This is a genomic window from Polaromonas sp. P1_H6, from assembly GCF_056405195.1.
Map to the genome: position 1 here is coordinate 1 of NZ_JBFUCN010000050.1, position 13,907 is coordinate 13,907.

15 protein-coding genes are annotated in these 13,907 nt (G+C 65.0%); 14 read left to right on the plus strand and 1 reads right to left on the minus strand.

The genetic code is table 11. From position 1 onward, the window contains the following. Nucleotides 1-238 precede the first annotated feature (238 nt). Nucleotides 239-1,051, minus strand: coding sequence for an IclR family transcriptional regulator domain-containing protein (locus AC1D1F_RS24235; protein ID WP_477675156.1), 813 nt, complete (start codon nucleotides 1,049-1,051; stop codon nucleotides 239-241). Nucleotides 1,052-1,217: 166 nt separating this feature from the next. Between AC1D1F_RS24235 and AC1D1F_RS24240 the strand changes: the two genes are divergently transcribed. The 14 genes from AC1D1F_RS24240 to arfB all read left to right on the plus strand — a co-directional run bounded on the left by AC1D1F_RS24240 (nucleotide 1,218) and on the right by arfB (nucleotide 13,311). Continuing rightward, nucleotides 1,218-2,153, plus strand: a complete 936-nt coding sequence (locus tag AC1D1F_RS24240) for a shikimate dehydrogenase family protein (RefSeq protein WP_477675155.1) — start codon at nucleotides 1,218-1,220, stop codon at nucleotides 2,151-2,153. 45 nt (nucleotides 2,154-2,198) lie between these two features. Next, the gene (locus tag AC1D1F_RS24245; RefSeq protein WP_477675154.1) at nucleotides 2,199-3,443 is read left to right on the plus strand and encodes an ABC transporter substrate-binding protein; all 1,245 of its coding nucleotides are present in this window, start codon (nucleotides 2,199-2,201) and stop codon (nucleotides 3,441-3,443) included. Between the two features lie 111 nt (nucleotides 3,444-3,554). Next, complete coding sequence (locus AC1D1F_RS24250) at nucleotides 3,555-4,430, plus strand: branched-chain amino acid ABC transporter permease (protein WP_477655595.1); 876 nt, start codon at nucleotides 3,555-3,557, stop codon at nucleotides 4,428-4,430. Further along, on the plus strand, nucleotides 4,427-5,434 hold the full coding sequence (locus AC1D1F_RS24255) for a branched-chain amino acid ABC transporter permease (protein WP_477697063.1): 1,008 nt from the start codon (nucleotides 4,427-4,429) through the stop codon (nucleotides 5,432-5,434). The genes AC1D1F_RS24250 and AC1D1F_RS24255 overlap by 4 nt, the downstream gene beginning before the upstream one ends. Further along, the gene (locus AC1D1F_RS24260; protein WP_477655597.1) at nucleotides 5,431-6,189 is read left to right on the plus strand and encodes an ABC transporter ATP-binding protein; all 759 of its coding nucleotides are present in this window, start codon (nucleotides 5,431-5,433) and stop codon (nucleotides 6,187-6,189) included. The genes AC1D1F_RS24255 and AC1D1F_RS24260 overlap by 4 nt, the downstream gene beginning before the upstream one ends. Before the next feature lie 2 nt (nucleotides 6,190-6,191). Continuing rightward, the gene (locus tag AC1D1F_RS24265) at nucleotides 6,192-6,956 is read left to right on the plus strand and encodes an ABC transporter ATP-binding protein (protein WP_477679229.1); all 765 of its coding nucleotides are present in this window, start codon (nucleotides 6,192-6,194) and stop codon (nucleotides 6,954-6,956) included. Between the two features lie 27 nt (nucleotides 6,957-6,983). Then, nucleotides 6,984-7,886: a 4-hydroxyphenylpyruvate dioxygenase gene (locus tag AC1D1F_RS24270; RefSeq protein ID WP_477700870.1), complete on the plus strand. Its 903-nt coding sequence runs from the start codon at nucleotides 6,984-6,986 to the stop codon at nucleotides 7,884-7,886. Nucleotides 7,887-7,902: 16 nt separating this feature from the next. Then, nucleotides 7,903-8,796 (plus strand): sugar phosphate isomerase/epimerase family protein, encoded by an 894-nt coding sequence (locus tag AC1D1F_RS24275; RefSeq protein ID WP_477678383.1) that lies wholly within the window; start codon nucleotides 7,903-7,905, stop codon nucleotides 8,794-8,796. A gap of 50 nt (nucleotides 8,797-8,846) precedes the next feature. After that, nucleotides 8,847-10,079 carry a 3-carboxy-cis,cis-muconate cycloisomerase gene (gene pcaB / locus AC1D1F_RS24280; protein WP_477678382.1) on the plus strand — a complete coding sequence of 411 codons (1,233 nt, stop codon included), beginning with the start codon at nucleotides 8,847-8,849 and terminating at the stop codon, nucleotides 10,077-10,079. After that, the gene (locus AC1D1F_RS24285; protein WP_477678381.1) at nucleotides 10,076-10,471 is read left to right on the plus strand and encodes a carboxymuconolactone decarboxylase family protein; all 396 of its coding nucleotides are present in this window, start codon (nucleotides 10,076-10,078) and stop codon (nucleotides 10,469-10,471) included. The genes pcaB and AC1D1F_RS24285 overlap by 4 nt, the downstream gene beginning before the upstream one ends. Before the next feature lie 37 nt (nucleotides 10,472-10,508). Then, entirely contained in the window at nucleotides 10,509-11,291 is a 783-nt protein-coding gene (locus tag AC1D1F_RS24290) for an alpha/beta fold hydrolase (protein ID WP_477678380.1), read from the plus strand. Between the two features lies 1 nt (nucleotide 11,292). Next, nucleotides 11,293-12,420, plus strand: a complete 1,128-nt coding sequence (locus AC1D1F_RS24295) for a Gfo/Idh/MocA family protein (protein ID WP_477678379.1) — start codon at nucleotides 11,293-11,295, stop codon at nucleotides 12,418-12,420. Continuing rightward, entirely contained in the window at nucleotides 12,417-12,866 is a 450-nt protein-coding gene (gene aroQ / locus AC1D1F_RS24300; protein ID WP_436155354.1) for a type II 3-dehydroquinate dehydratase, read from the plus strand. The genes AC1D1F_RS24295 and aroQ overlap by 4 nt, the downstream gene beginning before the upstream one ends. Before the next feature lie 31 nt (nucleotides 12,867-12,897). After that, nucleotides 12,898-13,311, plus strand: coding sequence for an alternative ribosome rescue aminoacyl-tRNA hydrolase ArfB (gene arfB, locus AC1D1F_RS24305; RefSeq protein ID WP_477678378.1), 414 nt, complete (start codon nucleotides 12,898-12,900; stop codon nucleotides 13,309-13,311). The last annotated feature ends 596 nt before the right edge of the window (nucleotides 13,312-13,907 follow it).

The window sequence follows — 13,907 nt, forward strand, 5'->3', positions numbered from 1 at the left end:
TTGTTTGAGCCGAAGGCGAGTTTAGCCAGACCCCGCTTGGCTCGAGCACCGCAGGTTGCCCGAAGCGAAGCGTAGGGACCCAGACTGCGGGTCGCCTTTTCTTTGGTGACTTTCTTTTGGCGAAGCAAAAGAAAGTTACTTGCTGCCGGGCAACCCCCGGCCAGCAACCCTCAGCAGAGGGCGATGACGCGCAGGCCGGAGCAAGACCCGGCTTCACCCCCGACCAGCGACCGAAAAGCTAAATCAAGTTCCTCATAGCCTGCGCAGTCTCGCGCAAAACAGACAAAACCCTCCCAACCGCCTCCTCACTAGACTCATGCCCCATAGGCATGGTCACACTGAGCGCCCCCACCACGTCGCCATGCCGGTCCCGCAGCGGCACCGCGATACCCCGGTAGTTGAGCTCGAGCTGCTGCTCGGAAATCGCCCAGCCCTGCGCCCGCACGCGGGCCAGTTCTATGCGCAGGCGGTCCTTGCTGGCGATGGTGAAGGAGGTGTAGGCCTTGAGTTCGTGGCTGGCCAGCCATTTTTCGAGCCAGGCCGGTTCGCGCATGGACAGCATCAGCATGCCGGCGGCGGTGACCTGGGCCTGCACGCGCGAGCCCAGCACGTAGCCGGTGTTCATCGCGCGGCTGGAGCCGTTGCGGGCGATGTAGACGATGTCGTCGCCGTCCATCACGCTGACGTACGCGCTTTCCTGCGTGCCTGCCGTCACGCGCTGCAAAAAGGGTTGGACGATGCGCGGGAGCCGGGCCGACTCTAGATAGGACTGGCCCAGCCTGAGCACGCGCGGCGTGAGCCAGAACAGTTTGCCGTCGCCGGCGACATAGCCCAGGTGTTCCAGCGTCAGCAAATAACGGCGCGCCGCGGTGCGTGTCATGCCGCAGCGCGCACCGGCCTGGCTGGCCGTCAGGCGCGGGTTGGCGTCGTCAAAACATTCGATGATGCCCAGGCCTTTTTCGAGGCCGGCGATCCAGTCGCGTTTGTCGAGCGCGGGCGGGCTGGGCGCCTGCAGGGCGTCGGGCTGTGCGGGCAGGGCGGGAGTGGTCATAGGTCAAACCCTTGTTTCGGTCGATTGTCGATCATTATTGATCGATGATCGTACAAATATCAAGGATATTGCTTTGATGCCACCGTCCTGAGCGATAAAGTTCAGGCCAATCAACGCTGATTAATCGATCATCGAACGCTCAGCGAAAAAACAAGGCGAATTTCGAATGCTTGCAACGGTCCAGGGTAATACCGACGTCTACCTGATTCCCGGCGATCCGGTGGAGCAGGTTCGGGCACCGGATGTGTTCAACCTGATCTTCAAAACTCTGGGCATCAATGCCGTACTGGTGCCGGTGCATGTAGCGGCCGGCGACATCGAGACCTTTGTGCGCGCGGCCTTCCTGGCGAAGAACATCAAGGGCATGTTTTTGGCCATTCCCCACAAGTCGCTGGTGATGGGCCTGCTGTCGCGCTGCAATGACTACGGCCGCGTGGCCGGCGCCGTCAACGGCATACGCCGCAACCCCGACGGGAAACTCGAAGGCGGGCTGTTCGACGGCAAGGGCTTCGTCTCTTCGCTCGACTACTTCGGCGTGGCCTATGCCGGCAAGCGTGTGCTGGTGCTGGGCGCCGGCGGCGGCGCTTCGGCCATTGCCGCCTCGCTGGCGATCGCGGGCAGCCGCGCCCCGGCGGAAATCGCGCTCTACGACCCGGTGCCGGGCAAGGCCCACGCGGTGGCGTCCCATATCGCCGCGGCGCCACAGGCCGCAGGCACGCTTGTGCTGGCCGCCGCCGGCAGCGATCCCTCGGGCTACGACCTGGTGGTCAATGCCTCGCCCCTGGGCCTGCAGGCCGTCGACCCGCTGCCCTGCGATGTGTCGCGCCTGGCACCGCATGCGGCGGTGGTCGACATCCTCATGAAAAACCAGCCCACGCCGTTTGTGCGCGCGGTGCGCGGCCGTGGGCTGCTGGCCCAACCCGGCTTTGAAATGCTGATCCAGCAGGCGCCGGATTATCTCGAATTTTTTGGCTACACCGAGGCCGCCGCAGCGGTGCGCCGCGACGCGACCTTTATCCGCGAGCATTTATACCCGGCCGCGATGGCGGGTGAAATCCGGCGCATCGGAGCGCAGGCCAGTGCGCCGCTGGCCGCCCTTTGAGGGTCATTTTTGGACCGCATTGATTTTTAACCAGAGGAGACAAGCATGAAAAAACGATTCGCACTTCAACTGATCGCCGCCTGCGCGCTGGCCATGGGCACAACGGCCGGCTTCGCGCAAGACGTGATCAAGATCGCCAACATCGTCGAGCTTTCGGGCGGCGGCGCCACGGCGGGCACCAACTTCAAGAACGGCGTGGAACTGGCCGTCAAGGAAATCAATGCCTCCGGCGGCATCCTGGGCAAGAAGATCCAGACCACCACCGCCGACACGCAAAGCAATCCCGGCGTGGCCAAGGGCCTGACGCAAAAAGCCATCGACAACGACGTGTTCGCCATCTTCGGCCCGGTGTTCTCCGGCTCCATCATGGTCAGCATGGCCGAGTCACGGCGTGCCGAAGTCCCCAACTTCACCGGCGGCGAAGCGGCCAGCATCACCGAGCAGGGCAATCCCTATGTGTTCCGCACCAGCTTCACGCAGGCCACCGCCATGCCCAAGGTGGCGCGCTACATCAGCGAGCAGGCCAAGCTCAAGAGCATTGCGGTCATTTACGTGAACAACGACTTCGGCAAGGGCGGCATGGACGCAATCCGCAAAGCCCTGGCCAACTCGCCGACCAAGATCCTGAGTGAAATTTCCACCGAACCCGGCCAGGTCGACTTCTCGGCCGCCGTGCTGCGCGCCAAACAAAGCAATGCGGACGGCGTGTTCGCCTATTCGAACGAGGAAGAGTCGGCGCGCCTGCTGCGCGAGTTGCGCAAGCAGGGCTGGAACAAGCCCATCATCGGCGAGACCACCCTGACCGGCCAGAAAGTCATCGAGCTGGCCGGCGAAGCCGCCAACGGCGCGATTGCCCACGTGGGCCTGACGGTGGACGCCCCGGTGCCCGCCATCCGCGCCTTCAAGGCCAAGTTCGAGCGGGACTACAAGTACATCTCCGACCACAACGGCATGAAGGGCTACTCCGGCGTCTACGTGCTCAAGGCCGCGATTGAAAAAGCCGGCAAGCTGGACCGCAAGGCCGTGGCCGAAGCCATGAAGGGCCTGAAGGTCAATACCGACAAATACCCCGGCGCGTTGATGTACACCGAGTTCGACAACAAGGGCGACCTGGATCGCATGAGCTTCATGGTGGAAGTCAAGAACGGCAAGCAGGAAGTCATCGACATGGTGGCGCCCCTGGGCCAGGCCACCCGCGACGTGAGCAAGGCTAATCCCGGGACAACCGCGGCGCCCGCCGCGGCCGCCGCACCCAAGCCTGCCGCATCCAAACCCGCCGCCAAGAAGTGACGTGAAACCGCGGCCGGCCACGCGGGGCCGGCCGTCGAGGGGGAAGGCGCAGGCCATGCCCCCTCGAAACTTCCGCTGAATACCACCGGCCTTCTCCATCGGACCTTCTCCATGACGGACTTTCTCCAACTTTTCTTTTCGGGCCTGGCCACCGGCAGCATTTATGCGCTGGCGGCACTGGGCTTTACCTTGCTGTGGCAGGCCTCGGGGACGATCAACTTCGCCCAGGGCGAATTTGTCATGCTGCCGGCCTTCATGATGCTGGCCTTCATTTCGCTGGGCGCCCCTATGCTGGTGAGCTTCGTGATGGCGGTGCTGCTGGCCGTGCTCTTGCTGGGCTGGGTCTTCAAACGGGGCGTGGTGGATCCGCTCTTCAAATACGGCATGATGCCCATCGTCGTCGCGACCATAGGGCTGTCCATCGCCCTGCGCAACGGTGTGCGCGCCGGCTACAGCGCCGAAGCCCATCCTTTCCCCAGCCTGTTCGCCGACAAGCTGTTCAACATTGCAGGGGTCACCATCACCCTGCAGGACATAGGCACCTTCGCGCTGGCCCTGGTCATCGTGCTGGCGACGCAGGCCTTCCTGGCCAAAACCGTGACGGGCCGCGCCATGCAGGCGGTGGCGCAGAACACCGAAAGCGCTTCCGTGCTCGGCATCAACGTGCCGCGCATGATTTTCTACACCTTCGCCATCAATGCCGTGCTGGCGGTGGCGGCGGCCCTGCTGGTCACGCCCACCTACCTCGCCAAGTTCGACATGGGCGAGGGCCTGGGCACCAAGGCTTTTTTCGCCGCCATCATCGGCGGCTTCAACAACTCGCGCGGCGCGCTGCTGGGCGGCCTGATCGTGGGCGTGTGCGAGAACCTGGCCTCGGCCTATATTTCACCGGCCTACAAGGACGCGGTGGCGCTGGTGATTTTTATGGTTGTGATTCTCTTCAAGCCGCAGGGCCTGCTGGGTAAGAAAGAGGAGCGCAAGGTATGAAACTCGCCAACAACAAATTCGCCCTGGCGCTGTCGCTGCTGGCTGCGCTGGGGATGCTGGCCGCGCCGCAGTTCCTCAAGAACTACGGCATCTACCTCCTGACTTACTGGCTGGTTTTCATCATCGCCACCATGGGCTTGAACCTCACCGTCGGCTACGCCGGCCAGAAATCACTGGGCCACGCCGCTTTCTTCGGTATAGGCGCTTACACCGTCGCCATCCTGATGAAGGCCGGTGTCAGCTTCTGGCTGGGCCTGCCGGCCGCCGCGCTGATCTGCTTCGCCGTCGGCCTGGTCCTGGGCTTCCCGGCGCTGCGGGTGCAGGCGATTTACCTGGCCTTCGCCACGCTGGGCTTCAACACCGCGATCTGGCTGGTGATGCGCAACGAAGAATGGCTCACGGGCGGAACCTTCGGCATCAACAACATCGCGCGGCCCTCGCTGTTCGGCTACTCGCTCGAGGGCAATCGTGCTTATTACTACCTGGTGCTGGCGGTTACCGTGCTGCTGGCCGGGGCGCTGTGGGGCCTGCTGCGCTCGCCCTGGGGCAAGGCCTTCACGGCGCTGCGCGACAACCCGATACGCGCTGAAAGCCTGGGCGTGAACATCCGCAACTACACGCTGCTGAGCTTTGCCATAGGCGCGGCCTATGCGGGCATCGCCGGTGCGCTGTTCGCCTCTCTGGTGCAGTTCATCGAGCCGGGGCCCTTCGCTGTGGCGGCGTCCATCATGCTGTACCTGATGGTGGTGGTGGGCGGCGCGGGCTATTTCCTGGGCCCTGTCGTCGGCGCCGCCGTGGGTGTGGTGCTGCCGGAATGGCTGCGCGACGTGCCCCTGGTCTCCAACTGGTATTTGCCGATGTTCGGCGCCGCGGTGGTGCTGCTGATGGTCTGGCTGCCCGACGGCCTGCTCAGCATTCCCGACCGCATCAGGAGCAGGCGCGCGGCGCGCGAGGCCTCACAGGCACGCGCTGCGGCCGCCGGCCGGATCGGAGCGGCATCATGAGCAATGCATTGTTAAAAGTCAGCGGCCTCAAGAAAGCCTACGGCGCCATCCAGGCCGTGGCTGGTGTGTCCTTCGAGGTGATGCCCGGCGAGATCTTCGGCGTCATAGGCCCGAACGGCTCGGGCAAGACCACCATGTTCAACAGCGTGCTGGGGCAGATCACGCCGAACGAGGGCTCGATCGAACTGAACGGCCAGAACATCACCGGCCTGTCGCCGCTCGAGTTGAGCCGCCGCGGCGTCGGCCGCACCTTCCAGACCCTGCAAGTCTTCGGCAAGATGACGGTGCGAGACAACCTGATCGTTGCCGCGCAGGAGCACAAGGGCAGCATGTTCAGCCGCATGTTCGCGCCCGGCGATTCGGGCCTGGGCGACAAGGCCGATGCGCTGATCGACCAGTTCCGCATACGCCACGTGGCCGACAAGCCGGCCGGCACCCTGAGCTACGGCCAGCAAAAACTCGTGGACATCGCCATGGCTTTCATGGCCGAGCCCGACCTGGTGCTGCTCGACGAGCCCTGCGCCGGCGTGAACCCCAGCCTGGTGGGCGGCATTTCCTCGCTGCTCAAGGAACTCAACCAGAACCCCAAGTTCGGCCGCAAGAGCTCTTTTGTCGTGATCGAGCACAACATGGATTTTGTGATGGACCTGTGCCACCGCATCATGGTGATGGTGGAGGGCCGGGTGATGGCCATAGGCACACCGGCTGAAATTCGCGCCAACAAAGAAGTCCTCGACGCCTATTTGGGGAATTGAAGATGAGCAACGATACCTGTATTGAATTCGACGACGTGGTGGCGGGCTACAAGGATTTCATGATCCTCAACAACCTGTCCTTCAAGGTCAGGCGCGGCTCCATCACCTTGCTGCTGGGCCCCAACGGCGCGGGCAAGTCAACCGTGCTCAAAACCCTGTTCGGCCTGCTCAAGCCGCGCCAGGGCCGCATCCTGCTGGACGGGGTGGACATCTCGGGCGCGAGCCAGAAGGAGCTGCTGGCAAGGGGCATCGCCTTTGTGCCGCAGGGCCGCAACCTGTTCGGGCAACTCACGGTGTTCCAGAACCTGGAACTGGGCGGCATCACGCTGGGAACCAAGACCACGCACGAGCGCATCCCCGAAGTGTTGGAATTTTTCCCGCGCGTCAAGGAGCGCCTGCACTCGCAGGCTTCGGCGCTGTCGGGCGGCGAGCAGAAGCAGCTGGAAATCGGCCGCGCGCTGCTGCTGCGGCCCAAGGTGCTGCTGATCGACGAGCCTTCCATCGGCCTGTCGCCCATGGTGGTGCAGGACGTGTTCAAGCTGCTGCAGCGGCTGGCGGCGCAGGGCACAACCGTGCTGATGGTCGAGCAGAACGTCAAGAGCGCGCTCAAGATCTCGGACGACGCCATCGCGCTGGAGTCGGGCCAGCTGGTGCTGCACAAGCCGGCCGCGCAGCTGCTGGCGGACCCCAACATCGAGCGCCTGTTCCTGGGCGGCGGCCATGTGCCGGGCGCGGCCGTGGCAGCGCCCGCCGCGCAAACTTCTTGAGCTGGAACCTTTGAACCGGAGAACACCATGAGCACCGCCAAGCAAGCGCCCGCCGCCGACCGCGAAGCCATCCCCGAAGTCGCCAATCCACTGGGCATGGACGGCATCGAGTTCATCGAATACACCACCTCCAAGCCGCAGGCCCTGGGCCAGGTGCTGGAGATGATGGGTTTCAGGCCGGTGGCGCGGCACCGCTCGCGCGAGGTCATGCTGTACCGCCAGGGCGGCATGAACGTCATCGTCAATGCCCACATCCCGGCCATGCCCGACGGCGCCGCACCGACCGACAAGCCGGTGATCGCCGCCGTGGCGCTGCGCGTGCGCGATGCGGCAGAAGCCTACCGCCGCGCCCTGGAGCGCGGTGCCTGGGCCGTGCCCTCGCGCGTCGAGGTGATGGAGCTCAACATCCCGGCCATCCACGGCGTGGGCAAGAGCCGCATCTATTTTGTCGACCGCTACGAAACCTTTTCGATTTACGACGTGGACTTTGTGGCCATCCCGACGGTGGAGCCGCACCCGCCGGCCGTCGCCGGCCTGCATTTTTTCGGCGTCGTGCAGTACATCGGCAACGACCGCACCGAGGACTGGGCCGAGTTCTACCGCGAGCTCTTCGGTTTTACCGACCTGCCTGACGACCAGCGTTTCGGCATACTGCCCAAGGGCCGCATCCTGCGCAGCCCCTGCCCGGCGGCCTCGCGCTTTTACCTGCAGCTGATAGAGCCCGAGGCCAGCGTGCTGGACGTGGAGGGCGACGAGGCCCTGCAGCGCGTGGGCCTGGGCAGCCCCGACGTGCTGGCCTCGGTGGCCGAACTCAGCCAGCGCGGCGTGGAGTTCGTCGAATCGCGCGGCGTGCACACCGAGGACCGCGGAGCCCTCACGCGGACCTGGATGGGCAGCGTGAGCTTCGAGCTGGTCCACAACAAGCGCTGAACGGGCAGCACACATCATGAGCCACTACAGCGGAAACATTGACGACTTCGGGATGGACACCATCTCGCTCGCGGGGCCGCTGGAGGCCAAGCTCAAGGCCGCGCGCGAGGCCGGCTTCACGCAGATCATGCTGGCCGCCAAAGACATCGTCGGCCACCCGGACGGCATGGAAGCCGCTGTGGCCGCGGTGCGCGCCAGCGGCCTGCGTGTCACGGGCTTCCAGGTGCTGCGCGACTTCGAGGGCCTGTCGGGCCACCTGCACGACTACAAGATGGACATCGCCAAGTCCATGCTGGACATGTGCCATGCGCTGGACTGCCGGCTGCTGCTGGTCTGCTCGTCGACCTCGGTGCATGCCACCGGCGAGACCGCCGCGCTGGTGAAAGACCTGCGCAAGCTGGCCATGCTGGCGATCCCGATGAACATCAAGATCGCCTACGAGGCCCTGTCCTGGGGACGCGTGGTCAACGAATTTCCACAGGCCTGGGAGATCATCTGCGAAGCAGACATGCCCAACCTGGGCCTGGGTTTTGATTCGTATCACATGTTCGCCACCGGCACCTCGCTGGACGAGCTCGACATCCTGGACCCGGACAGGATTTTCCTGGTGCAGCTGGCCGACTTCATGTGGACCGAGATCAAGTCGGTCGAAGAGCGCATCGCCACCGCCCGGCATTTCCGCGTCTTCCCCGGCGAGGGCGTGCACAGCGAGGCGCTCGCGACGCTGGTGACCCGGCTGCACGGCCTGGGTTACCGCGGCGATTACAGCTTTGAGGTGTTCAACGACGACTACCTGCAGATGCCCCTGCCTTCGGTGGCGGAGCGCGCCTGGCGTTCGGCCCTGTGGCTGGGCGAGGACGTCTTGCGGCGCTCCGTGCCCCTGCCCAACCAGATGCGCTTGAAGCGTTGATGCCTTCGAGGCGATTTACCCCGCTTGAATTATTTTGAGAGTTGCATGGAATGAGCAGTATTTTTGAAGGTTTTCTCTCCACGCCCGAGATACTGGATGCGTTCAGCGAACGCAATTTTCTTGACGCGATGCTGCGCTTCGAGGCTTCGCTGGCGCGCGCCCAGGCCAGCGCCGGCCTGATCCCCGAGGCGGCCGCACAGTCCATCACCGGCACCTGCAAGGTCGAACTGTTCGACGTCGCCAAGATCGTGCGCGAAAGCGGGCGCGCCGGCAGCATCGCGATTCCGCTGGTCAAGAGCCTCAAGGAAACCGTGGGGCTCTTCAACAAGGATGCCGCGGGCTATGTACATTTCGGTTCGACCTCGCAGGACGTGATAGACACCGCGCTGGCCTTGGTGACGCGCAACGCGCTGAACCTGGTCGAGGCCGACATCCGCAAGGCGGTCGCGGCGCTGCTGGCGCTGGCGCGCCGCCATGCCGCCGACCCGGTGCTGGCCCGCACGCTGATGCAGCCGGCCTCGGTCACGAGTTTTGGCTTCAAGTGCGCTGGCTGGGCCGCACCGCTGGCACGCAGCCTGCTGCGCCTGCGGGCCGCCGGCGACAACGCGCTGGCCGTGCAACTGGGTGGCGCGGTCGGCACCCTCGCGCAGATGAAGGGCAAAGGCCCGCAGGTCGTCGCGCTGATGGCTGCCGACCTCAAGCTCAAGGCGGATGCATTTCCGTGGCACACGCAGCGCGACGAATGGGTGGCGTTGGGCTGCGAGCTGGGCCTGCTGGTGGGCAGCCTGGGCAAGATCGCGAAAGACATTTCGTTGATGGGCCAGTACGAAGTCGGCGAACTGGCGGAGCCGACCGAGCCCGGGCGCGGCGGTTCGTCGGCCATGCCGCACAAACGCAATCCCGTCGCCTGCATGGTGGCGCTCGCGGCCAGCGCGCGTGCGCCGCAGCGTGTGGCCGCCTTGCTGGCCACCATGCCGCAGGAACACGAGCGCGCGCTGGGCAACTGGCAGGCCGAACTGGCCGAGTGGCCGGGCCTGCTGATGTCGGCCCACGGCTCGGTGCGCGCGATGGCGCAAGCACTGCCCGGCCTGCAGGTGGATACAAAACGCATGCGCGCCAACCTCGACACGCTGCGCGCCGAACTGCCGCAAGATGCGGCCGACGAATGGTTCAACCCGGAACTGGCCGCGCAGGCCGCCGGCCAGGCGCATGCCCAGGCCGATGCGCTGCAGGCGCTGGTTGCGCAGACTGACGACAACAAACGAACAAAGGTGACCCCATGAACGACAACGAAAAAGGCATGCTCAACCGCCGCCGCGTGCTCGGCGACGCCTGGGTGGACAAGTCCATCGCCAAAAGCAATGCCTTCAACGGCGAGTTCCAGGACCTGATCACGCGTTATGCGTGGAACGAAATCTGGGGCCGCCCGGCGCTGGGCGACAAGACGCGCCGCCTCATGGTGCTGTCGACCATGATTGCGCTCAAGGCCTATGAGGAGTTCGCGCTGCACGTGCGCGCCGCGCTCGACGGCCCGCCCGAGTCGCGCCTCACGCCCGACGAGATCAAGGAAGTCATTTTGCAGGCCGCGATTTACTGCGGCGTGCCCGCGGCCAACCATGCGTTCGCGCTGGCCGGCGACATCCTGCGCGAAAAAGGCTTGCTGCCCGCAACCTGAGCCCGCGCCCGCGTTTCCCATTTTTGAAGAATCAAATATGAAAAAACCTCATCTGCATTGGATCCAGGAGGGCAGCGGGCCGGTCGTGGTGCTCAGCCACGCGCTGGGCTGCGAGCTCGGCATGTGGGACGGCGTGGCCGCCGCGCTCAAGGATCGCTACACCGTGCTGCGCCACGACCACCGCGGCCACGGCCGCTCGGAAGCCGTGCCCGGCCCTTACAACATGGCGATGCTGGCCGATGACGTGGCGGGCCTGATTGAAGCGCATGCCGCCGGCCCCGTGCATTTTGTCGGCCTCAGCATGGGCGGCATGACCGCGCAGGCGCTGGCCGCGAAGTATCCGCAGCTGCTCAAGAGCATCACGGTGGCCAATGCCGCGATGTATTACGACGAGGCGGCGCGCGCCATGTGGTCCGCGCGTGTGCAAACCGTGCTGGCGCAAGGCGTGGAGGCGATTGCCGACGGCGCGCTGCAGCGTTGGTTCACGCCCGAGTTCCGCGCCGATGAAACGGGAGGCGGCAAACAGCGTGTGGCCGCATTGCGCGAGCGGCTGGTGAACACCAATGCGGCCGCCTACGCCGCGAGTTGCGAAGCGGTGGCCGGCATCGACTTTCGGGCCAGTAACGGCGGCATCCAGTGCCCGGCCCTGGTGATTGCCGGCACGCGCGACGAGGCCACGCCCGTGGCCATGTCCGAAGCGATCCGTAGCAGCATCCCGGGCGCCCAGCTCCAGACCTTGCCAGCCGCGCACCTGAGCGCGGTCGAACAGCCGGCCGCTTTCGCCGGCTTGCTGGAGCGCTTTTTCGAAGGCCTGCGCTGACATGCCGCAGGCCGGCAGCGCCGCGCTGGGCATCGCCGTCGCGGGCGCCGGTGTCATAGGCCGCAGGCATGTCGAGCTGATCCAGGCCAGCCCTCGCACCCGTTTGTGTGCCGTGGTGGATCCGCAGCCCGCGTCGCGGGACTTCGCCGCCGGCCTCGGCGTGCCGCATTTTGAGAGCCTGGAGGCGCTGTTCGCCGGGCCGGCCGCGGCCCAGCCCGATGGCGTGATCCTCGCTACACCCAACCACCTGCATGTGCCCGGCGCGCTGGCCTGCGCGCGGCAGGGCGTGCCGGCCTTGATTGAAAAACCCGTGGCTGATTCGCTGGAAGCCGGCTTGTGGCTGGCCGATGCGTTGGCGAAGCAGACTGTGCCTATGCTGGTGGGCCACCACCGGCGGCACAGCAGCACGCTGCGGGCAGCGCGGCAGGCCATCAGGTCGGGCATGCTGGGCCGCGTGGTCACGGTGACGGGCAGCGCGCAGTTCTACAAACCCGACAGCTACTTTGAACAAGGTCCTTGGCGGACGCAGCCCGGCGGCGGCCCCATCCTGATCAACCTGATCCACGAGATGGACAACCTGCGCTACCTCTGCGGTGAGCTCGAGTCCGTCCATGCGCTGGTGTCCAACGCGGTGCGCGGGTTCGAGGTCGAAGACACGGCCGTGATGACGCTCAAATTTGCCAGCGGCGCGCTGGGCACTTTCACGCTGTCGGACACGGTGGCCTCGCCGCGCAGTTGGGAGCAGACCTCGGGCGAAAACACGGCTTATGCGCGGTATGCCTCGCAAGACTGCTATTTCATCGCCGGCACGCAAGGATCGCTGGCCGTGCCCACCTTGCACACCTGGACCCATGGCCCCGAAAGCCGCGGCGAGCCCGGCTGGATGACGCCTTTCACCGAAAAAAACATCGCCCTGGAGGCGGTGGATCCGCTAGAGGCGCAGCTGGATCATTTCTGCGATTTGGTGGAGGGCAAGGCAGGGCCGATAATCACGGTCACGGATGCCTTGCAAAGCCTGCTGGCCGTGGAAGCCGTGCGGCGCTCGATCGCCACCGGCAGGACAGTCGCGCTGCAGGACCTCGCACCCAATCTTCTTCCCATCGACACACAGGAAAGACCCGCTTCATGAAAACAGCCCTGGTCCTCAACGGCCCCAATCTCAACCTGCTGGGCACGCGCGAACCGGCCGTGTACGGCTCGCAGACCCTGGCCGACGTCGAGGCGCTGTGCAGCCAGGCCTGCAAGGCCCATGGCTTCAAGCTGGACTTCCGGCAAAGCAACCATGAAGGCGCGCTGATCGATGCGATCCACGAGGCCGGCCGCGCGCAGGCCGCCGGCACGCTGGCCGGCGTGGTGCTCAATGCGGGCGCCTATACCCACACCAGCGTGGCACTGCACGACGCCATCAAGGGCGCGGGCGTGACACTGATCGAACTGCACATCAGCAATGTGCACGCGCGCGAGGCCTTCCGCCACCACTCCTATATTTCGCCGGCCGCCAAGGCCGTCATGGCCGGTTTCGGCGTCAAGGGCTATGCCCTGGCGATTGCCGGCCTGGCCGAACTGGCCGGTTGAAGCAGACGATTGACGTGGAGCGCTGACTGGCATGGCTGCGCCACCGAAATTCCCGGTTGACGAACGCGAGGTCGAGTTCAGCGCCATACGCGCGCAAGGCGCGGGCGGGCAGAACGTCAACAAGGTCTCCAGCGCCGTGCACCTGCGCTTTGACATCCACGCCTCTTCGCTGCCCGAGGCGATCAAGGAGCGCTTGTTGTGCCTGTCCGACAGCCGCATCACGCAGGAAGGCGTGCTGGTGCTCAAGGCCCAGCAGCACCGCACGCAGGAGATGAATCGTGCCGATGCGCTGGCGCGGTTGCAGGAGGTGGTCGATGGGGTCTCCAATCCGCCCAAGGCGCGGCGGGCTACCAAACCTACTTATGGGTCCAAGCAGCGGCGGCTGGAGAGCAAGAGCCAGCGGTCGGCGACCAAGGGCTTGAGAGGGCCTGTGAGGGATTCTTGAACCGGCCGTTCGGGCTGGGCCGGGTCTTGTTCCGACGGCGCTTACCTTGCTGAATCCTGCTGGCCGGGGGTTGCCCGGCAGCAAGTAACTTTCTTTTGCTTCGCCAAAAGAAAGTCACCAAAGAAAAGGCGACCCGCAGTCTGGGTCCCTACGCTGCGCTACGGGCAACCTGCGGTGCTCGAGCCAAGCGGGGTCCGGCTAAACTCGCCTTCGGCTCAAACAACGCCGGCCCTGATCCGCTTGTCTCTGCGCTCCTCGGCCCAGCCAGGACGGGGCAATCGGGAGCGGGGACAGAAGACAAATACCAAAGAACAACCCAAGACAAACAAGGACTCGCCACGGCGAGTCCTTGTCTCTTCAGGTATTCGGTATTCTTTTCCCCACCCCTTGTGGATGCGCCGAGGAGCGGAGGTCCAGACGGATCAGGGATCGCGTTGTCTGAGCGAAGCGAGTTTAGCGAGACCCCGTCTGGACCGAGCACCGCAGGTTGCCCGTAGCGAAGCGGAGGGACGCAGCAACCAGGGTCGCCTTTTCTTTTGCTTACTTTTCTTTTGGCGAAGCAAAAGAAAAGTGAGTAGCCGCCGGGCTACCCCCGG